16 protein-coding genes are annotated in these 21,617 nt (G+C 38.7%); 7 read left to right on the top strand and 9 right to left on the bottom strand.

The window, feature by feature from the left end; genetic code table 11:
• The first annotated feature begins 7 nt into the window (after nt 1-7).
• The 5 genes from FKG96_RS17320 (at nt 8) to cls (ending at nt 9,328) form a co-directional block, all read left to right on the top strand.
• Nucleotides 8-2,035, top strand: a complete 2,028-nt coding sequence (locus FKG96_RS17320; protein WP_149105726.1) for a M3 family metallopeptidase — start codon at nt 8-10, stop codon at nt 2,033-2,035.
• Between the two features lie 70 nt (nt 2,036-2,105).
• On the top strand, nt 2,106-3,986 hold the full coding sequence (locus tag FKG96_RS17315) for a M1 family metallopeptidase (RefSeq protein ID WP_130855750.1): 1,881 nt from the start codon (nt 2,106-2,108) through the stop codon (nt 3,984-3,986).
• Nucleotides 3,987-4,206: 220 nt separating this feature from the next.
• Nucleotides 4,207-6,987, top strand: coding sequence for an outer membrane beta-barrel family protein (locus FKG96_RS17310; RefSeq protein WP_130855751.1), 2,781 nt, complete (start codon nt 4,207-4,209; stop codon nt 6,985-6,987).
• A gap of 45 nt (nt 6,988-7,032) precedes the next feature.
• Complete coding sequence (locus tag FKG96_RS17305; protein WP_130855752.1) at nt 7,033-7,818, top strand: GLPGLI family protein; 786 nt, start codon at nt 7,033-7,035, stop codon at nt 7,816-7,818.
• A 49-nt stretch (nt 7,819-7,867) separates the two neighbouring features.
• Nucleotides 7,868-9,328, top strand: a complete 1,461-nt coding sequence (gene cls / locus FKG96_RS17300) for a cardiolipin synthase (protein ID WP_130855753.1) — start codon at nt 7,868-7,870, stop codon at nt 9,326-9,328.
• A 252-nt stretch (nt 9,329-9,580) separates the two neighbouring features.
• On the opposite strand, the gene FKG96_RS17295 is transcribed toward cls, so the two are convergent.
• The 7 genes from FKG96_RS17295 to sppA all read right to left on the bottom strand — a co-directional run bounded on the left by FKG96_RS17295 (nt 9,581) and on the right by sppA (nt 17,244).
• Complete coding sequence (locus FKG96_RS17295) at nt 9,581-10,420, bottom strand: mechanosensitive ion channel family protein (RefSeq protein ID WP_013667278.1); 840 nt, start codon at nt 10,418-10,420, stop codon at nt 9,581-9,583.
• Between the two features lie 140 nt (nt 10,421-10,560).
• Nucleotides 10,561-11,430, bottom strand: coding sequence for an aldose 1-epimerase family protein (locus FKG96_RS17290; protein WP_130855754.1), 870 nt, complete (start codon nt 11,428-11,430; stop codon nt 10,561-10,563).
• Between the two features lie 52 nt (nt 11,431-11,482).
• Nucleotides 11,483-11,974, bottom strand: a complete 492-nt coding sequence (locus FKG96_RS17285) for a histidine phosphatase family protein (RefSeq protein WP_130855755.1) — start codon at nt 11,972-11,974, stop codon at nt 11,483-11,485.
• A complete protein-coding gene (locus FKG96_RS17280) occupies nt 11,967-12,998 on the bottom strand; it encodes a glycosyltransferase family 9 protein (RefSeq protein ID WP_013667275.1) in 1,032 nt (343 codons plus the stop codon). Before FKG96_RS17280 ends, FKG96_RS17285 begins: the two co-directional genes overlap by 8 nt.
• 33 nt (nt 12,999-13,031) lie before the next feature.
• The gene (locus FKG96_RS17275; protein WP_013667274.1) at nt 13,032-13,640 is read right to left on the bottom strand and encodes a DUF4254 domain-containing protein; all 609 of its coding nucleotides are present in this window, start codon (nt 13,638-13,640) and stop codon (nt 13,032-13,034) included.
• A gap of 12 nt (nt 13,641-13,652) precedes the next feature.
• Nucleotides 13,653-15,335 carry a DNA polymerase/3'-5' exonuclease PolX gene (locus tag FKG96_RS17270; protein ID WP_130855756.1) on the bottom strand — a complete coding sequence of 561 codons (1,683 nt, stop codon included), beginning with the start codon at nt 15,333-15,335 and terminating at the stop codon, nt 13,653-13,655.
• Nucleotides 15,336-15,477: 142 nt separating this feature from the next.
• Nucleotides 15,478-17,244, bottom strand: coding sequence for a signal peptide peptidase SppA (sppA, locus tag FKG96_RS17265; protein WP_130855757.1), 1,767 nt, complete (start codon nt 17,242-17,244; stop codon nt 15,478-15,480).
• A 173-nt stretch (nt 17,245-17,417) separates the two neighbouring features.
• Here sppA and folK point away from each other — a divergent pair, with 173 nt between their 5' ends.
• Nucleotides 17,418-17,903, top strand: a complete 486-nt coding sequence (gene folK / locus FKG96_RS17260) for a 2-amino-4-hydroxy-6-hydroxymethyldihydropteridine diphosphokinase (RefSeq protein WP_130855758.1) — start codon at nt 17,418-17,420, stop codon at nt 17,901-17,903.
• Between the two features lie 63 nt (nt 17,904-17,966).
• Here folK and FKG96_RS17255 read toward each other — a convergent pair whose 3' ends face one another.
• The gene (locus FKG96_RS17255; RefSeq protein ID WP_130855759.1) at nt 17,967-18,674 is read right to left on the bottom strand and encodes a phosphatidylcholine/phosphatidylserine synthase; all 708 of its coding nucleotides are present in this window, start codon (nt 18,672-18,674) and stop codon (nt 17,967-17,969) included.
• 142 nt (nt 18,675-18,816) lie between these two features.
• Entirely contained in the window at nt 18,817-20,376 is a 1,560-nt protein-coding gene (gene rho, locus FKG96_RS17250) for a transcription termination factor Rho (protein WP_130855760.1), read from the bottom strand.
• Between the two features lie 366 nt (nt 20,377-20,742).
• Between rho and pyrF the strand changes: the two genes are divergently transcribed.
• A complete protein-coding gene (pyrF, locus tag FKG96_RS17245) occupies nt 20,743-21,579 on the top strand; it encodes an orotidine-5'-phosphate decarboxylase (protein ID WP_130855761.1) in 837 nt (278 codons plus the stop codon).
• Nucleotides 21,580-21,617: the final 38 nt, after the last annotated feature.

Raw genomic sequence — 21,617 nt, 5'->3', positions numbered from 1 at the left:
CAATATTATGCATAATCCACTTTTGAAGCCATTCAATACCCCCTTTAATAGTTTTCCATTTGAAAATATAAATCAAGAAGATTTTAAGCCTGCAATTTTAGACGGTATAGCACAGGCGAAGCAGGAGATCGCACAAATAGTTAACAATCCAGCCGATCCGACGTTTGACAATACTATAATAGCACTTGAAAAAGCAGGGAAACCATTGCATGTTATCGCTGAAGGTTTTTTTAATATCAATTCTGCTGAAACCAATGACTACCTTCAAAATTTAGCGCAGGAACTTTCCCCTTTACTTGCAGCATACGGAAACGATATAACCCTTAATGAAAGTCTTTTTCAAAGGATAAAGAAAGTATTTAACGATACACCTAAATCAAGTTTGTCTGAAGAAGAATATAGACTGTTAGATAAGACTTATAAAAGTTTTACAAGAAATGGTGCATTACTTGACGCTGTCCAAAAAGAAAGGCTACGGTATATTGATAAAGAGCTTTCAACATTGAAAGTTAAATTCTCACAAAACGTTTTGCATGAAACGAATGCCTACACTTTGCATATTACAAGCGAGCAGGATATGGACGGACTTCCGGAGTCTGTAAAAAGTGTAGCAAAGGAAGAGGCAGAGAAAAGAGGAGTGGAAGGCTGGATCTTTACCTTGCAGTTTCCAAGCATGATGCCATTTATGAAGTATGCAAAAAAACGGAATTTAAGAAAGGAACTTTATTTAGCTTCTTCTAAAAAGGCTTTCAACAAAAACGAATACGATAATGAAGAATGTGTTAGAAAAATAGTTGCTTTGAGACAAGAACGCGCCGAGCTACTGGGTTATGAAACACATGCTCACTTTATTTTGGAAGAAAGAATGGCGACCGAACCCAAACAAGTTGAGGATTTTCTCCATAATTTGTTGATCAAGGCTAAACCTTTTGCGCAAAAGGAAATTGATCAGTTAAGGCATATTGCATCGGCAGACGATATAGACGAATTGATGCCATATGATCACGCATACTATGTGGAAAAATTAAGGGAAGCTAAGTACAATTTTTCTGAAGAAGCTTTAAAACCATATTTCCCGCTTGAAAGCGTAATCAAAGCTGCATTTGATGTAGCGAATAGGCTATATGGATTGACATTTGACAGGCGGAATGATATTCAGAAATACCATCAGGAGGTGGACGTTTTTGAAGTGTCGGAGAATGGTAAACATAAGGCATTGCTTTACGTTGATTGGTTTCCTAGGGAAGGTAAGCGTGCGGGGGCGTGGATGACGAGTTATCGTGGGCAATCAAAGTTTGAGGGTCAAAACATAAGACCTCATATTTCTATCGTTTGTAATTTTTCGCGTCCCTATGAAGATATCCCATCGCTACTGACGTTTAATGAAGTGACTACTTTATTTCATGAATTTGGTCATGCCTTGCATGGAATAATGGCGGATACTGTATATGAAAGTCTTTCCGGTACCAATGTATATTGGGATTTTGTTGAACTTCCTTCACAGTTCATGGAAAACTATTGCTATGATAAAACATTTTTATCTAGTTTTGCAAAACATTATAAAACAGGCGAGCCGCTTCCTTTAGTAGAAATTGATAAGATCGTTGCGTCTGCAAATTTCATGGAAGCTTATCAAACTTTACGACAATTGAGTTTCGGTTTGTTGGATTTAGCCTATCACACAAATCAGTTAAGGCCAGATGATGCAATAGCAGAATTCGAGCGGCGCATTGTAGCCGAAACGCAACTTTATCCGGCAGTCGAGGGCACCGCTATGAGTCCATCCTTTTCCCACATATTTCCCGGTGGGTATTCTGCAGGATATTATTCCTACAAATGGGCTGAAGTTCTTGATGCAGATGCATACGCATATTTTCGAGAAAAAGGTATCTTTAATAGGGAAATCGCTGAAAAGTTTAAGGTTCTACTCAGTAAAGGCGGTACCGTTGATCCAATGCAGCTTTATAAAGACTTTCGCGGGAGGAAGCCTTCAATTGATGCATTGTTAAAACGAGCGGGATTAATCAGTAACTAGGCCAGCCTGTTTGATTTAATTTACGTTTTCCATAGGGCGCTGATCGAGGAAATGTGTCAAATAGTATTCGATGAAAATGAACTTCAATAAAACTCTTATTCTAGTATATTTCGTTTTTGGAATAGCTGAATGTTTTGCTCAAGATATCTTGCGAATCGATTCAAGTTTTTCCAAGGCTGTGAGGAAAGGCACGCGTACCTTGAATGGAATACCTGGCAATAAATACTGGCAAAATACAGCAGACTATAAACTTAAGGTAAAATTTGAACCAAAAACCCGCCTATTGATAGGAACAGCAGAAATAGATTATCGCAATAACAGTCCGGACACCTTATCTGAAATATGGTTTAAATTATATGCCAATATTTATAAGAAAGGTGTGAACAGGAAATCCAAAATCGAAAAGAAAGATTTAGGAGACGGTTTGACGCTTAAAAAAATTGTGGTTGATAAACACGCGATTGAAAATCATGATGTCATTATTGACGGCACCAACATGAAATTACAGAATGCTGAAGTGCTGCCTCACAGCTCTGCGCATTTTCGAATAGATTATGAATATACCTTGAACGAAGGGTCGCACTTGCGCACAGGAAAAATAGATAATGGTGCCTATTTTATTGCCTATTTTTTTCCTAGAGTTGCCGTATACGATGATATAGATGGTTGGAATAAGTATCCTTATACAGGCGAGGAAGAATTTTATAATGATTTCTGCAATTTTGAAGCAGCAATCGAAGTGCCCGATGGTTACGCCTTATGGGCTACCGGCGATTTAAAGAATGGGAAGAAAATATATCAAAAGCAAATAAACGATCGGGTTGAATATGCAGGTATATCCGACACGATTGTCAATGTCATCGATGAACAGGACATCAAATCCAATGCGGTTACAAAAAGAAAATCTTTTAATACTTTTAAGTTTGAGGCGAAACAGGTAACTGATTTCGCTTTTGCTTTGAGTAATCACTACGTTTGGAAATCCGTCAGTTTAGTTGTTGATTCACTTACTGGCCGGAGAACACGGGTTGATGCTGTTTATAACCCCATACACGAGGATTATAATGAAGTAATCGATTTTGCGGCAAAAACAGTGGAAGGGATGAGCTTTCATTTTCCGGCTTGGCCTTTTCCCTATAGTCATATGACTGTTTTTGACGGACTCGATCAAATGGAATACCCAATGATGGCTAATGATAACCCTACAAAAACGAGAGAAGATGCTATTACTCTAACTAATCATGAGATATTCCATACGATGTTTCCCTTCTATATGGGAACAAATGAAACAAAGTACGGTTGGATGGATGAAGGATGGGCAACTATAGGAGAATGGAAGCTTTCTAATTATGTTGACAGTAGCTATGTGGACGATTATGGAATACAAGCTACGGCTAAAAGTTCCGGCGATCGGAACGATACACCAATCATGACGTTGACTACCGACTTGAAGGGTGGTGGAGCCTTTACAAATTCTTACCCAAAACCGGCGTTAGGGTATCTCTATTTAGAAGGCTATTTGGGAAAGGAATTGTTTCGAAACGCGTTACATCACTATATCAAAACATGGCAAGGAAAGCATCCACAGCCCTTGGATTTTTTTCGTGCTATGAATGCAGGAAGTGGAGAGAATTTGGATTGGTTTTGGAATCGGTGGTTTTACGAAGAGGGCATGCTGGATTTAGCCATTCAGCGTGTCGTAAAACAGGAAAATGATGAATACCTAATAACCGTTAAAAATAAGAGTAATAAACCACTGCCTATCTATCTCACGGTCTATTATTCAGATGGGTCGACAGAAAAGATAAATCGATCGATTGGCATATGGAAGGATGGCGGAAGAACCGTGTCTTTGTTCTTAAACACTCAGAAAAAAATTAAGTCGGTTGCGCTCGGCAATACTTATGTGCCGGATAAGAATAATCAAGACAATGTCTTCTACGTTAATTAGTCATCTTGAATTTTATTATGCATCGTTAAAAACCTTCCCGGTTCGGCGCAATAGTTTATGTTCTAAGTAATTCAGACTGGCATTTGCCGGATGAAAATGCTGCCTAAAAGAAGCCTGATCCTCATACTTTAATATTATGTTAATTAATGTTAAAACTTTTGATCTTTTAGTTGGAGTGTAGATATTTTTAATATTTTAGAGGCCGATTGCCTAAAAATTTATGAAAAGATTAACCTTTATCTTGCTTTTACTTATCTCTTGTTTTAGTTCGCACGCTCAAAACGGATTTTTAATTAAAGGAACAGTAATAGATACTGCTTCCAATATAAAACTTAGCAATACTACGATTAGTATTTTACATGCGCGGGATTCCATGCTTTATAAATTTACAAGAGCTGATCAGATGGGCAATTTTAAATTGGAGGGATTGGAGAAAGGTAAATATATTTTGCTTGTTACTTATCCTAAATACGCTGATTACGTTGAAAATTTCACACTCGATTCGTTAAATGAAATTAACTTCGGATCGATCGATATGATTTTAAAATCTCAGCTTTTAGCAGAGGTGGTTATTACCGGGCGGCAACCGATAACCATTAAGGGCGATACGACTGAGTATGATGCCGCAAGTTTTAAGCTGCAGCCAAATGCTAAAGTAGAAGATTTGTTAAAGCAACTTCCGGGTATACAGGTGGATAAAGATGGTAAGATTACCGCGCAAGGACAAACGGTTAATAAGGTACTGGTAGATGGCGAGGAATTTTTTGGAGACGATCCTACTTTAGTTACAAAAAACATTCGAAGTGATATGGTCGATAAGGTGCAGCTATATGATAAGCAAAGTGACCAAGCCGCCTTTACAGGAGTTGATGATGGGCAAAAAACCAAGACGATCAATATTCAGTTAAAGGAAGACAGTAAAAGGGGTTACTTTGGTAAATTGGAAGCGGCAGCGGGAAATGACGAATTTTATCAGGCACAGGGTATGATCAATAAGTTTAAAGGGAAAGAAAAAATGTCTGCCTACGGAACCATCGGGAATACGGGGAAAGTAGGGCTTGGCTGGCAGGATGCAAATAGATACGGTACAACGTCCAATAACATGGAATTTACGGACGATGGCGGCATGATGTTTTATGGGGGAGGGGGAGACGACTTGGAATCATTCAACGGGCAATATGATGGACAAGGCATTCCTTTGGCACGTACAGGTGGTTTACACTATGATAACAAGTGGGATGGCGATAAACAATCAATCAATACCAACTATAAAATAGGTACATTGGATGTGGACGGTACTCGAAATAATTTGACGCAACGCAACTTACCCACGGGAGTTATCAATGATCGTTCAGACGAGACGTTTAATAACCATATGTTCCGCCATAAACTGGATGCACGATATGACATTAAATTAGATTCGACTACGAACCTGCGTATTTCAGTAGATGGAACCCTGAGAAACAGTGACACCGAAAACAATTATACTTCCGAAAGTAGGAACGGTTCCGGCGGATTATTGAACCAAAGTCAAAGAAGGCTAACCAACAAGGCAGACGATCGGATTTTTAATGCAAGTGCTTTGTTCACAAAGAAATTTAAAAAGATGGGGCGGTCTTTTTCCCTGAATCTGAATCAATCATCCAACACAAACAAAACGGACGGGTTTTTAGATGCAGAAAACGTATTTTATAGTAGTGCCGGCGTGGAAGATAGCGTTTCTAACATCAATCAATACAAAACTAACGATATTGTAAATAACTCTTTTCGATCTAATGTAACCTACTCAGAACCTCTTTTTAAGAACTTCGCTGTGGTATTGAATTATGGACTTAGTATTAATAGTGGCCATTCTAATAGGCGGTCCTTTAATCAATCGGCAACGGGAGCTTATGACGTATTGGATAGTTTATACAGTAATGATTATAAATTGGATCAAACATCCAACCAGGTTGGGGCCATTTTCAATTATAAGACGGAGAAAACCAACTTGAATTTTGGAGCAAAGGTAAGTGACGTGCGGTTCAAACAACTTGATAGGTACACAGACGATTTGTTTACAAGAAATTTTACGAATTTCAATCCACAGTTGAATTACCAATATAAATTTTCGCAGCAAAAATCCTTACGCGTTGGATATAATGGTAACAATACACAGCCTACAATCAATCAGATACAACCTGTTAGGGTAAACACAGATCCACTCAATATCGTATTGGGTAATCCGGATCTAAAGCCTTCTTTTACCAATCGCTTTAATTTGAGTTATTATTCTTACAAGGTGCTCAGCAATCAGTATGTTAATTTTTATGGTAGCTATTCGTTTACCACAAACCCTATCGTAAGTAATACAGTAACGGATTCCGTTGGGAAAAGCACCTATCAATCCGCTAACCTAAAAGATCGAAACACCTCTAATTTTTACGGTGGTATGTATGCAGGTAAGAAAATAAAGAAATTGGATATGCAGATAGGGCTTGATTTGAGTACGAATGGTAATACGTACTATAATTTAACCAATGATAACCTCAATGAGACGAAGTCATACAACTATTCAAGCCGCTTATCTTTATCAAAGTATAAGGAGAAGAAATATGATTTTAGTGTGAATTTTGGGCCAAGCTACAACACTTCTGAATCATCGCTGCAGCCTGAATTCAACAATAACGGATGGGGCATGAGTGGAGATGCGGGGTTCAATATATATTTGCCCGGTAAGATTCAAATAGGATCTGACGGAAGTTATACTTATACGCAAGCGACACAGTCTTTCGATGAAAATTTTGAGCGATTTATACTGAACGCTTATATCACCAAAAAGTTTTTTAAAGAAGAAAACCTTCGTTTTACTATTTCCGGAAATGATCTGTTGAACCAGAACGTAGGCTTTAATCGAAATGCTTTTAATAATACCATTAATCAGAGTAGTTATACAACCATTCGTCGTTATTTTATGTTCTCGGTTACTTGGGAATTTAGCAAAATGGGGGCAAAACCATAGGTTAACCCAGATGTAAATATTGTGTTTATAAAGTTATTAAGGGAAATGAAAAAAGGAATAAAACTCGCAACCTCCATTGTTCTGTTATTAATAATCAGTCATTTAGTATATGGCCAAAACGTTCGTTTTGTTAATAGCGGAACTATAGAATACGAAAAGAGAGTGAATATGTACGCTAAATTAGCAAAACGCATTACAAAGAGAAATTCAAGCTGGATGCAACAAATTTACGATCAGTACAAAAAGACACAGCCACAGTTCAACTCAGTAAAGGCTACTTTATCCTTTTCGCAAACCGCGTCCTTATATAAACCGATAGAAACCAACATGCCGTCAACTAATAGTTTTTTTAGCAATGATCCTACGATCGATTTGAAAAAAACTATTTATACAGACTTTAAAAATGGTATTTCCGTCAGTGAAAAGAAACTGTACGAAGAGATCTTTCTCGTGGAAGACAGCGTAAGAAAAATTAAATGGAAGATTACCGATGAAACCAGGGAGATCGCCGGATATGATTGCAGAAGAGCAAACGCATTGGTGATGGACTCAATCTATGTCGTCGCTTTTTATACGGATCAAATACCTGTTTCGGGCGGACCGGAATCCTTTACCGGGTTACCGGGTATGATTTTGGGTCTTGCGCTACCGCACGATAATACAACCTGGTTTGCCACTAAAGTTAGTGATGTTTCTATACAACCCAGTCCTATTACGCCGGCAAAAAAAGCGAAAAAAGTTAATAATGTAGGTTTGTTAAGCACCTTAAAAGAGAGTATGGAAGACTGGGGAGAATATGCACAAGAAGTGTTCAAGGCAATGATGCTTTAGGGTATCAATAATTTTTGTTAAGTTTATTCCCATATTCGGGATAAATGCTATGCCTTCGATCGACTGGTTCCTTGTTGCAGAAATTACCTATATCCTTCTTGTTATTGGTGTCTGTCTGCGGATTATATATGAAACCCGATCAAGTACAAAAACACTGGCTTATTTACTATTAACGATATTTGTTCCAATAGCGGGTATCATCCTTTACTTTTCGATAGGAATAAATTATCGGAATAGGAGCATGTATAGTAAAAAGCTACTTTCCGATCAAAAACTGCAAGAACGACTTAAAATACAAATCTATAAATCGTCATTCGATGCCTTACATAGTGTGGGCGATTATGGTCTGAGCTATAAAGGACTTGCTCATATGATTTTGAAAGACATGATGAGTCCGCTGACCACAAGTAATGAGGTTAAGATTTTGATTAATGGAGAGCAAACATTCGACGCAATTTTACAGGCAATTAGCCAGGCAAAAGACCATATACATCTCGAGTATTATACGTTTGAAAACGATGCCATCGGCAATACGATTAAAGATGCACTTATCAGAAAGGCGAAGGAGGGGGTAGAAGTCCGTTTTATTTACGATCATTTCGGCAGCCGATCGATTGATGGGAGCTTTTCTGATGAGTTGGCTGCTGCAGGAGTAGAAGTGTACCCCTTTCATAAAATTACATTTCTTTTATTAGCCAATAGATTAAACTATAGGAATCACCGAAAAATCATTGTGATAGATGGTTATACATCGTTCGTTGGCGGAATTAATGTAGCTGATCGATATGTGAATGATGAAAGACAAGAGCAGCAAATCTTTTGGAGAGATACTCACGTTCGTATAAAAGGACAGGGCTCTTTATACCTTCAGTATATTTTTCTATGTGATTGGAACTTTTGTAGCCCAAATAAGCTCCATCCGGAGCCGCGTTTTTTCAGCGAGCTATCCAGTGAAGAGGGGGGAAGCTTGGTTCAGATCGTGTCAAGCGGACCAGACTCGGTTTCTCCCTCTATTTTATACACCTTGTTGAAGGCCATAGCTACCGCGAAGGAGGAAATTCTTATTACAACGCCTTACTTTATTCCCGGTGAAAGTTTAATGGATGCGCTCATCATTGCTTCGTTAAGTGGTGTCAACGTTAAGCTGTTAGTACCTTATATTTCTGATTCTAAAATTGTAAATGCGGCAGCACATTCATACTACGATGATTTATTAAAAGCAGGGGTACGTATCTTTCGCTATAAAAAAGGATTTATTCATGCTAAGACGATCGTGTTTGACAGTAAATTAGCGATTATAGGAACAGCGAATATGGATCAGCGCAGTTTCGATCTTAATTTTGAAGTTATGTCTCTTATACTGGATCCAAAAGTAGCGGAAGAATTACGCGAAATTTTCAATGAAGACTTATTAAATGCAGAAGAAATAGACGCGGAACGGTGGGAACATCGTGCCAAATGGCGTAAACTACTGGAAAAGTCGGCTAGAATGATATCTCCATTGCTATAAAATATTATTGTTTTATTAACGAAAAGTTAATAAAAGTTCGTTAACTTGGTGAGAGTGAACGCTTAATTTTAACAAATATGAGAGTCAAACATAATTTCACCTTGTACCATTATTTTTTGTGGACACTTATTTTTGTCTTTAAAAAGATATGGCATATCTTAACCTATTGGTTAAAATAAAGATAGGCATTGTTAAAAGTACTGTTTCATCCCTTTCATTATGCAGATGAAAAGGGATTCCTTTCCCTGTTTTTTAAGAATTGCTATCCGTGTTGTTAGTTATGATATGTATGTCTCGCTGAGGGTAAGGCATACTTATGTTATGTTGATCTAGAGCTTCTTTAATTTTCTGATAATTGGCATGATAAACCGGCCAAAACTCTTTGTTATTAACCCATCCTCTTATAACTAGCACAACGGCGTTGTCACCTAAAGAATCTACCAATACAGCTGGCTTCGGATCTTTTAGAATTTGTTCGTCGTTCTCCAATACATTAAGAATTATTTTTCGTGCCGTATCAATATTATTATTATAGGAGATGCCTATTTTGTATTCCGCCATCCGAGTAGGATTGTCGGACACATTATTAATAACAGCGTTAGCCAAGGGCCCATTTGGCGCATATATAGTCGTGCCGTTTCCTGCTTTTAGCGTAGTATATAAAATATCTATTTTTAATACCGTTCCTGAGACATTGTTATTGGTCGTTATAAAATGGCCGACACGAAAAGGTTTAAAGAGCAGGATTAAAACACCTCCTGCAAAATTAGATAAGCTGCCTTGCAGCGCAAGACCAACGGCCAATCCCGCAGCACCTAGCATGGTAACAAAAGACGTCGTTTGGATACCTAAAGTGGAAGCAACACTCAAGAACAATAGAACGTAGAGCAAAACACGTATAATGCTGGTCAAGAATTCAGCAAGTGAAATATCGATTTTTCCACTCGTAAACCGTTTATGTAAAAAACGAACTAATACCTTAATTAGCCAAATACCTAAAACTAATGTGATTATAGCCAGTAAAAGCGAAGGAAGTTTGTCAATAAAAGAATCGATCAAATTTTCAATGGTTCTTTCTACTCTGTTATTCATTGTTATTTGTTTTTTTGCACTTTGTCGGAATACTAATGATATAACCCGCAAAAGCAATTACAGTTTCGAAAATTATTTTTTCAATTTAAAAGCCTACTTTAGGCTTTTTTCTTATGTTAGATCTGTTTAAAATGATCAAATTATTGAATTGTGATAGAATAGCCGGCTTCAAATACGTGACCTGGGGCTAAGGATACGATGCCTTCTTTCTTTTCTATAGTGGAAGTGCCGGCCTCACTATCTGCGTATCCCAGCCAAGGCTCAATACAAACGAAAGGTGCACCCGGTTTCGCCCAAATACCTAAAGATTTAAAATCAGAATAACTGATGAGCAGCGCGTGAGGATGATTTTTACTTCGAATAGCTACACGTTTACTTAGCAATGTTTTAAAAACAAGAGCATCGGTATCAAAAAGGTTTTCATTTAGTTGCAGCTTTCTATTGTCAAGTAAAATCGTTGATTCCTCGCCGTTAAAATAACCGGCGTCAGAAAGGTGATGGCGTATCAAGGGCTCATCTTTTTCAAACTCCAGGTAATAATCATTATAATGTTCATAGGAAAAAAAAGGCACATTGAAGGCGGGATGGGCTCCTACTGAAAAATAAATCGGCTTCGTCTCTAGATTGATGACTTTGTAAATGCACTTAAGGGATTCGTTTTCCAGATGGTAAATAACCTGAAACTCAAAATGGTATGGAAAAACACGTAATGTTTCCTGATTATAACGTAATGAAAAGATTGCATGGGTGCCCGATGACTCAATAACTTGAAAGTTGGTATGTCTTGCAAAACCGTGTCTGGCTAATTCATAGATTTGGCCATCAACAGCTAGGTGGTTATCTTTTAAGCCGCCAACAATGGGGAAAAGATTAGGGGCATGCCATGGCCAAAAGCTTGGATCTCCTTGCCAAATATATTCATGAGCCATGTTCTTGTTATAAATTGAAGAAAGCTCTGCGCCCTTTTTTTTAATATTTACGCGGATATATTCGTTGCTTAATTGAATCATGTGAACAGGAAAGAATAATTGTTATCTGGTAAAGTTAATAAAGCTTCTGTTGCTAAACAAGTTTGGGATAATTGAACCAAACTAAATTGCCTGTTCCTATACTTACCTCACTCCATTGTTCTATGTTAAAAGACAGAAAGCCTATTGCACAAGTGGGGAAATCGATGGCTGCATCATCGCAAAGATACTCCGCCAACAAACTAATGCCCGGATTGTGTCCAAAGATTGCTACGCAATCCGCTTCAGCTTGGAATGAATTGATAACCTTCAGTAAGGTAGGAACATCGGCTTCATATATGGCTGCTTCTTCCTGTATATCGGCCTCAGAAAATTTTAACTCTTTAGCAAAAATTTTAGCGGTAGAAATGGCACGATTGGCAGGGCTGCTCACCAACCGATCTGGGCGTAGATTTTGCAAATTTAACCGTTTAGCCATTATAGGGGCGTCTCTCAATCCGCGCTTATTTAACGGTCTATCAAAGTCCGGGAGATCAAAGTTCCAGTCCGACTTGGCATGACGAATCAGGTATAAATATTTAGCCATAGCTTAATGTTTTTTCAATTTTTGTGACGATTTGTTCAGGACTAATGCGTTCAATACACGGAATCCCGTCACATAAACAGGGTTTATTGCCGTATATGGAGCTAGGTCTTGCGGGGTGGTGGAACTGTAGGCAGTCATCTTCTTTTTGGCCAAAGCCCAAAAAACCAGCATAGGGATGCGTTGGCCCCCAAACGGATATTACTCGAGTGCCTACCAAAGAAGCCATGTGCATGCCGGAGGAGTCCATACTGAGCATAAGATCTAAGTTAGCTATTAAATCAAGCTCGTGGGTTAAGTCTACCACACCTATTACATTGGTAACATGCGCGTATTTTTTCTCCCATTTTGTCGCCATTTCTTGTTCCGTTTCGCCTCCACCGAATATAAACAGTTCGTGATTACGACTTAAAACAGCGATTACTTCCTCCATTTTATCAAGCGGATATACTTTATACCGATGTTGCGCGAAGGGAGCGATACCTATTCTCCTCAGCGCAGAAGAACTATTAAATTGACGCAAGAATGCAGCAGGAAGCGGCCTGGTCTTTTTTACTAATTTATTTGTTAGCCGAATAGAGAATCCAAGCGACTGAAACACTTCTGCATAACGCTCAAAAGTCGATTTAAGAGGGATTAAATGCTTGTTCTGAATGCGCGTTAGAGCTCTTTTTTCAGCTCTTCCTTTGTCTATTCTTTTTATTGGAATAGTAGTTAGTCTAAAGAATGTAGAAAGAATACGACTTCTGAGGCTGTCATGAAGATCTGCTATTGCATCTATCTTATAATTTCGCAGCTCTTTGAACAATCTATACAAGCCTCTTAGGCCCCGGTGCTGTTCTTTTGGATAAATAGGATGAAAGCGTATCTGGGGATTTGTATCAAAAAAAGGTTTGAAGAAAGGCCTACTTACCAGAATTATGCTGACTTGGGGATGTTGTTCACATAGCTGTTCTATAACGGGTGAAATCATAGCGACATCGCCCATTGCTGAAAAACGAAAAACCAAAATGCTCCTTTTATTCATGTGTTATTCACCCCTAACGTATTCAGAGGTTTCTTATTTCTTTTCGCCTGTATATAAAACCGGATTCAGCGAGGGATCATTATACATCTTCATCTGTTTGTATACTTTCATATATTTTTTTCCCATTTTAATATCTTCGAGTAACTCATCGATGCTATTGGAAAGATCTTCCCGCTGCTCTAATAATATACGAAGCTTTTGACCACACTGATCGCGATGTTCAGGCGTGGCATCACGACGTTCAGCCTCAATTTGCATGTGATAAATTTTCAATGCCAGGATAGAAAGCCTATCAATAGCCCAGGCAGGACTCTCCGTATTTATCCTAGCATCCGGTAGAGGCTTTACATCTTTGAATGCATTTAGATAGTAACTATCTATGTATTCAACCGTATCTGTGCGGTCTTGATTGGACTGATCGATCCTCCTTTTCCATTTTAGCCCTTCCACCGGAGCGATATTGGGATCACGTACTTCGTCTTCCATATGCCACTGTACCGTGTCTATCCAACATTTAAGATATAGTAAATGTTCCAGCGTATGAGCTTCATAAGGATTCTTTATAGGATGGTCTATATTATTAAGAACATGGTAATCGTGAATAGCTTGACTGAATATTTTATTAGCGTGTTGTGCGATCATTCTCAAAGGTAATTATTTTATACTTGTTTTACGAGAGCTAAAGTAGCTGTCCAATTTTTCCAGATCAAAACAATTGAGGCATTGCGAGGCTGTAAGTCCTCCTTTTCTTGCCACTAAAGTTCCATAACGCATATCGTGAAATCCTTCTACGCGATGGGCGTCGGGATTGATGGAAAGATAGACACCCTTCTCAATCGCATAACGGTGCCAGCGCCAATCTAAATCTAATCTTAACGGGTTTGCATTGACTTCGATGGCTACCCCATTGGCAGCACAGGCATCGATTACCTTTTTATAATCAATGGGATATCCCTTTCTGCTTAACAGAAGGCGCCCGGTTGGATGCCCTAAAATGGTCGTATAAGGATTTTCAATAGCTTTGATTAAACGTAGGGTAGCTTTTTCCTCGTCCATTTTCAGGTTGGCATGCACAGAAGCAACTACAAAATCAAATTCTCTTAATAACTCATCCGGGTAGTCCAAAGAGCCGTCTCCCAAAATATCCGACTCAATACCTTTAAAAATCTTAAAAGGATATAATGTTTGATTTAACGAATCTATTTCTTCCCATTGCAATCTTACCCGGTCCTCTTTTAAGCCATTTGCATAAACTGCTGTCCGAGAGTGATCACATATCCCTAAATATTGTAACTGAAGAACGTCTTTGCAATATAGAGCCATCTCTTTCAGTGAATGAACGCCGTCGCTATAGGTGCTATGATTATGCAAAGTGCCTTTTATATCGTCATAAGTTATAAGGTTAGGAAGTGTATGGTCGTGGGCTTTTTGGACTTCATCCAAGCCTTCACGCAATTCAGGTTCAATAAAGTCTAAGTTTAATTGACGGTAAATTTCCTCTTCACTTTCCGCATTAGGAACTCCTTTTTCATAAAGTTGTTCGAGTAACGCGATGTGCTGTTGATTACCTGTGGTGATTAATAGGTGCTTAGAGAACTCATTTACGTTGCTTAAAATAAAATGTATAGGAAGACCGCTTTCGTGAACTGTCCGAATTTTATTTTCCTGATAATCAAATTGGATAAGTCGCTTATCTTTTTCAATATATATCAATATTTCCTCGGCACTGGCAGTTGTAATCAATTCGACCGATGATAGTAATTCCAATTTGCGCCTGAAATCACCTGTATAACTCAAGAGATGTTGGTCGGAAAGCATCTCTTTGAGTGTATCAAAAATTGAACTGGCTAACTTCTCTGCCTGGGAATACAAAAATAAACCTTGACTGGCCATATTAAACTCAATGGCCATCTTGATTTCTTCTTGTGTTTTTAGCCCGAACCCCTTTGCTTCGATCAGTCGATTTTCGTTACACGCATAGTAAAGCTCTCCTAACGTTTCGATTGCAAGCGTATTCCATATGATCAAGATTTTTTTTGGCCCCAAACCTTTTATTGTTAGCATCTCTAAAATGCCTTCAGGTGTTTTAGCGAGTAATGCCTCTAGATCCTCTATACAGCCCGTATGGATAAGCTCCCAAACTTTTGACGCTATGCTTTTGCCGATACCTTGCTCTGTACTTAATTCTTGTTCCGTTTTATCAATAATTTTAAAAGGTAGCTTATCTAGCTTAAAAGCTGCATTAGCTATCGCTTTAGTTTTGAAGGAATTCTCGCCATGTAATTCCATCAATTGCGAAAGCAATCTAAATTTGCGGGATATAATTTTATTTTCCATTTCGATGTATTGTTAAGGGGCTTCGAAGCTTTGCCAATATAACGGGCAAACTTACGTATATAGACGATATATAACAAAATGTGCGCAACCAAAAAAGGGCACTCCGAAAGGAGTGCCCTTTTTTGGTTGCGCACGGTAAGATTTAATGAATATTAATCATATACGGTAATCTTGCCTGTATACCGCTTTGTTGCATAACCTGCTTTGCTTGTTCGTAAAGAAGGTAGCCTTCATTCATTTCTTTCTTCATTATCCAAGTCTTCAGCTTATCGCTGGAAGAACCGAGAAAAGCTTCTAAAGGATCTTTCATGGCAGGGTAGCTCACCAGTTTATAGTCTTTCAATTTGGCTTTACGAGCTGCAGCTGTAATAGCTTCATTGAAACTGGCTAAACGATCAACTAAACCAATTTTTGCCGCTTGTGCACCCGTCCATACCCGTCCTTGACCGATACTATCTACTTGGCTTTGACTTATTTTTCTACCGTTAGCTACTTTTTTTGTAAAGGTATCGTACGTCTTGTTTACTTCTTGTTGAATAAGGTCGCGCTCGTCCGCTGTAAGTGGTCTATTAACACTCATTAGGTCAGCATATTTTCCTGTTTTTACTTCATCAAACGTAATTCCCAATTTGTTGTTGAAAAAGTTCTGTAAATTTGGAATAATACCAAACACACCGATTGAACCTGTAATGGTATTCGGTTGAGCAAAAATGGAATCGGCGGCGCAGGCAATATAGTAACCACCCGAAGCTGCAACGTCGCCCATTGATACGATAATAGGTTTTACCTTTTTTGTCAGTTCAACTTCTTTCCAAATAACATCAGAAGCCAACGAGCTTCCACCCGGAGAGTTGATACGAAGCACAACTGCTTTAACTTTATCATCTTCACGTACTGTTCTAATCGCTCTCGAAATTCTTTCCGAACCAATTTGCTCATCAGAACCCTCACCGGAAACGATATCACCTACTGCGTAGACTACAGCTAGCCGATTTTGCGAACCGTTTTCTTCTGTTTTTGGAGAAGTATAATCTTCAATATTTATTGACTTGATCTTCTTCTTTTTATCAATGCACAACTTAACTTTTAGTTCATCTATTATTTCATTTTTATATTTCAACCCGTCAACTAATTTTGCGTTCAGCGCCTTCTCGGCATCTCTTCCACTGTAGTTGTCGGCAATGTTCCGCAAGGAATCCATAGGTATATTCCGTGATTTGGACACATTGCCAAGGTAATAGTCGTATAAAGAATTAAGATAGGAGTTGACCTGTTCTTTGTTTGCCGGGCTCATTTTATCTAATATAAAAGGCTCTACCGCACTCTTGTAAGTACCTACTTTCACTACCTGTGCTTCAATGCCCAGTTTTTCAAGTGTGCCTTTAAAGAATGGAAGCTGCGCTGCCATTCCGCGGAAGTCGACCGACCCTTCCGGGTTCAAATAAACCTTATCAGCTGTTGAAGCAAGGTAGTATCCCTTCATTGAATACCCCTCACTGTAAGCTAATATGAATTTTTTTGATTCTTTAAATTTGAGCAATGCATCTCTAATCTCTTGAAGTGTGGCAAAACTTGCACCGATACCGTCCATATCGAGTACAATACCTTTTATTCGATTGTCATTTTTTGCTGCATCAATTCGAAGCAATATCTCATCTAAACCAATATATTTTTCCGAATTCATAGACGGAAGGCTAACATTGTTAAAGGGACTTCTGTCTGTACGTTCTTTAATGGCGTAATTTAAAGACACGCGTAGAATGGAGTTTTCACTTATTTCTACTGCCTTGTCTGAACTGGCAGCACTTATTATCGCGGCCATAATGGCAATAGCAACGAAGAAAAAGATGATCGTTGATAAAAATACTCCAAGCATGGAGGCAAATACAAATTTGAAAAATTGCTTCATGTATGTTTTCTATGTCTGAAATTTAAATGTTTACACTGCTATAAGACAAATAAGGTGCTGTATTGTTACATGAAATGCAAAATAAGTAATCATTGGTATAGAAGCTCAATCGATCATCGGAGTACCGTCAAAACCATAATTGGATATCAATGTCATTTTGATTAAGTTTGTTTATGCACACAGTTTATCTGATATTGGGTTCAAATTTAGGAGACAGCAGACAGCAATTAACTAAAGCCATTCAATTAATTGAAAGTAGAGTAGGAAACGTTATTGATCAATCCGCAATTTATGAGACAGTTGCTTGGGGGGTAAACAACCAACCGAATTACCTAAATCAGGCGCTCAAAGTCAATACGATTTTAACCCCTGAACAAACGCTAAAAGAAATCCTCGCGATTGAGGAGACGCTTGGAAGGAAAAGAAATACAAAGTGGGAGGCTCGACTAATCGATATTGACATTTTATTTTATGATGCAATCATCTTAGATACCCTTAATTTGAAAATCCCTCATCCGTTGCTTCATTTACGGAGGTTTGTACTAACTCCCCTTGTTGAAATAGCGCCTGGGCTAATGCACCCTTCCTACAGAATGGGGATAGCTGATTTATATGAAAAATTAGATGATAACCTGTCGGTAAGGCGGCTTGAAAAATGACTTTACGATTAAACTTCATCAAATCTGAGCAAAGATAAATTGAAAATCGAGTCGTTTTTCAATTTATAACTCTTGAGTAAGCTTATTATATTGCATAAGTGACAATACCAAGTAGAAAATAATGATGAACGGAATGGCCGTTAGTTGAAATAAAAAAAGCAATATTACACTGACCAAAAGAAGGATATAGCGATGAAGGTTGGTGCGCAATTGTAAATCTTTAAATTTTAGCGACATGAGCGGGATTTCCGCCACCAATAAAAAACTTAAAGCAAGTATTAAAGCAAGCAAAATAACCGGATGCTGCACATAGGCACTGATTATCGGATCTTTGCTTAAGGCGATATGTGGAAGCGATAGGATGAACAATGCACAGGCAGGAGTAGGAAGACCTATGAAAATAGAAGTTTGCCTGCTATCTAAATTGAATTTCGCTAAACGTAGCGCAGAAAAAACGGCTAACAAAAAAGCCGAATATTTGATCCACGAACCGCCGTATTCTATCGCCGGGTTTGTCTCCAGCATCATAAAGACAATAACAGACGGTAAAAAACCGAAGCTAATCATATCAGCAAGTGAATCCAACTCTTTACCTACCGGAGAGTTTACTTTCAATAGACGAGCCGCCATGCCATCGAGGAAATCAAAAATTGCGGCTATGATAATAGCGTACCCCGCATTTATCAACTGTCCTTCAAAAGCTAGTACGACACCTATGCACCCACTGAACAGATTAAAACTTGTAATCGTATTAGGTATATGTTGTTTCATGCGTCATTTCTTTCACTCCCGTCAAATGCTTAGAAAAAATATGATTTTGGCAGTGTCTTCATAAAGTGTTACAAAAAAGCTTTCCTACCTATTATAAAGTAAGAAAGCTTTGTTTATCAATTAATTGTACGATTATCCGTTTCTAGCCGTTCATGCTGATAAGAAACTCTTCATTTGATCTTGTTCCACGCATTTGAGCTAGCAAGAATTCCATAGCTTCTGTGGAGTTCATATCCGCTAAGTGATTTCTAAGCACCCATATACGTTGAAGTGTTTCCTTGTCGTTTAACAAATCGTCTCTACGTGTACTCGATGCAGTAATATCAATAGCCGGGAATATACGCTTATTAGCCAACTTCCGATCGAGTTGTAATTCCATGTTACCTGTACCCTTGAACTCTTCAAAAATCACTTCGTCCATTTTGGAGCCGGTATCGGTCAAGGCAGTAGCTAAGATAGTAAGCGAGCCGCCATGCTCAATATTACGAGCTGCTCCAAAGAACCTTTTCGGTTTATGCAAGGCATTAGCGTCCACACCTCCCGATAAAATTTTTCCGGAAGCAGGAGCAACTGTGTTATAAGCGCGAGCCAGCCTGGTAATCGAATCTAACAGAATGACAACATCATGACCGCATTCGACCATACGCTTTGCTTTTTCGAGCACGATATTGGCGATTTTAACATGTCGTTCAGCCGGTTCGTCAAAAGTAGAAGACACCACCTCTGCCCGAACACTTCTAGCCATGTCAGTCACCTCTTCCGGACGTTCGTCGATTAATAAAATGATCAAATAAACCTCTGGGTGATTTTTTGCTATGGCATTTGCCACCTCTTTCAATAAAACTGTCTTACCGGTTTTTGGTTGCGCTACAATTAAGCCGCGTTGCCCTTTTCCAATAGGCGTAAACAAATCCATGATGCGGGTCGAATTGTTTCCTGCATCGGTATAGAGCTTCAAACGCTCAGTAGGGAATAGCGGTGTCAAATAATCAAACGGAACCCGATCCCTTACCTCTGCGGGAATTTGGCCATTAATGGCTTCTACACGCACCAAAGGAAAATATTTTTCGCCTTCCTTCGGAGGGCGAATACTTCCTCTGACAGTATCGCCTGTTTTAAGCCCGAAAAGCTTTATCTGTGATTGTGAGACATAAATGTCGTCGGGTGATGTCAGGTAGTTATAGTCAGACGAGCGTAAAAAGCCATAGCCATCAGGCATGATTTCTAATACGCCTTCGTTGACGATCACATTGTCAAAATCAAGATTAGAAGCGGGTGTCGATGCCGGAGCAGTTTCCGTTTTTGTTTGAGGTGGGGTTGTAGAGGAGGGAGTTGAGCTGCTCGCTCTGCGATCAGTGCGCTGTGGACGGTTTTCAGATGAAGCAAGTTTTTCTTTGCTAGGTTCATCTTTTATAGCCGTAGCCAAGACAGGCTCTTTCTCTACTTTTTTTCTTATCTCTATAGGCTCGGCCTGTTTTACAGAGGTCCTGACCCGTTTACGATGTTTCGTTTCACCGGATTCTTCCTCTTTTTCAAGAATGTCCGCCATCGCTTCTTCTTCTGCAGGCTTTTCATTGTCTGTAGCAATAATTTTGTTGATCAACTCTTGTTTTCTCAACTTTTCAGCATCTGCAATACCGATTAATTTTGCAATTTCACGTAGCTCAGACACGAGCTTAGCGTTCAATTCATTAATATTCATCAAATGTCGTTATGTGTAATAAGGATTTTTATGCTTGTGTTTAACAGAAATTTACCCATATAAAAACTCGATTGATAAGTTTAAATTTTTCGCTGAAGGACTAATGATTCTCCTTTAACGGATAGGTAAATTTTGAGATTCCGCTGCAATTGTATGCATAAGAATTGAAAATTCAAAAAAAAAACGAAAAAAAATAAAAATAGAGATCAATATGTCTTGTTAAAATTGTTCAATTTAGTGCCCTTTTATATTGAACACCATTAAAAAAGTGATAAGGTCTCAATTGCAAAGTCTTTTGTATATGCCGACAAATATAGCTAAATTTGTCGTGTTTTTTTACATGTTCCTAATAATTTTTCCCCTTATATGACTCGTAAGCAATTAATAGAGCAGATTAAACTGAAACGCTCTTTTTTGTGTGTTGGCTTAGATACGGATATCGAGAAAATACCAAGTTGCCTATTGGACTTGGAAGATCCCATTTTTGAATTTAATAAGCGTATTATTGAGGCAACTGCTGATCTATGTGTCGCTTATAAACCCAATATTGCTTTTTATGAGAGCAGGGGCGCTCAGGGTTGGCGGAGCCTACAGCGTACGTGTGAGATCATTCCGAAAAGTTGCTTAAATATTGCAGATGCCAAACGTGGCGATATAGGAAACACAGCAGATATGTATGCTAAGACGTTCTTTTCAAAGGAGGTGTCCGGTCTGGAATTCGATGCGGTAACTGTTGCACCTTATATGGGAGAAGATTCGATTAGCCCTTTTTTGGAGTATCCGGGTAAATGGTCGGTCGTGCTGGCCTTAACATCAAATAAAGGAAGCTTGGACTTCCAGTTTTTGGCTGATTTAAGTGGTAAAAGGTTGTTTGAACATGTTATTGAAAAGGTTAATGCTCTGGGAAGCAGTGAACAGGTAATGTATGTCGTAGGAGCCACCAGAGGGGAATATTTTAAGGATATACGACGGATAGCACCCGATCATTTTCTGCTAGTGCCGGGGATCGGTGCTCAAGGTGGCAGTTTGCAAGAAGTGTGTGCGTTTGGAATGAATAAGGAATGTGGTTTGTTGGTAAATGCTACCAGATCAATTATTTACGCGAGCAATGGTAGTGATTTCGCTGAAAGGGCAAGAGAGGAGGCCCAAAAATTGCAAATTGAAATGGAACAGGAATTACAAAAAATCGGTATACTAATTTAAAGAAAGTAAAAAGCTGCGAAGGGAAAATGACCACCGTC

Origin of the sequence: Olivibacter sp. LS-1, assembly GCF_008245145.1 — a bacterium.
GTDB lineage: Bacteria > Bacteroidota > Bacteroidia > Sphingobacteriales > Sphingobacteriaceae > Olivibacter > Olivibacter oleidegradans.
The sequence above is the reverse complement of the archived record's forward strand: the minus strand, read 5'-3'. Positions and strand labels throughout refer to the sequence as shown.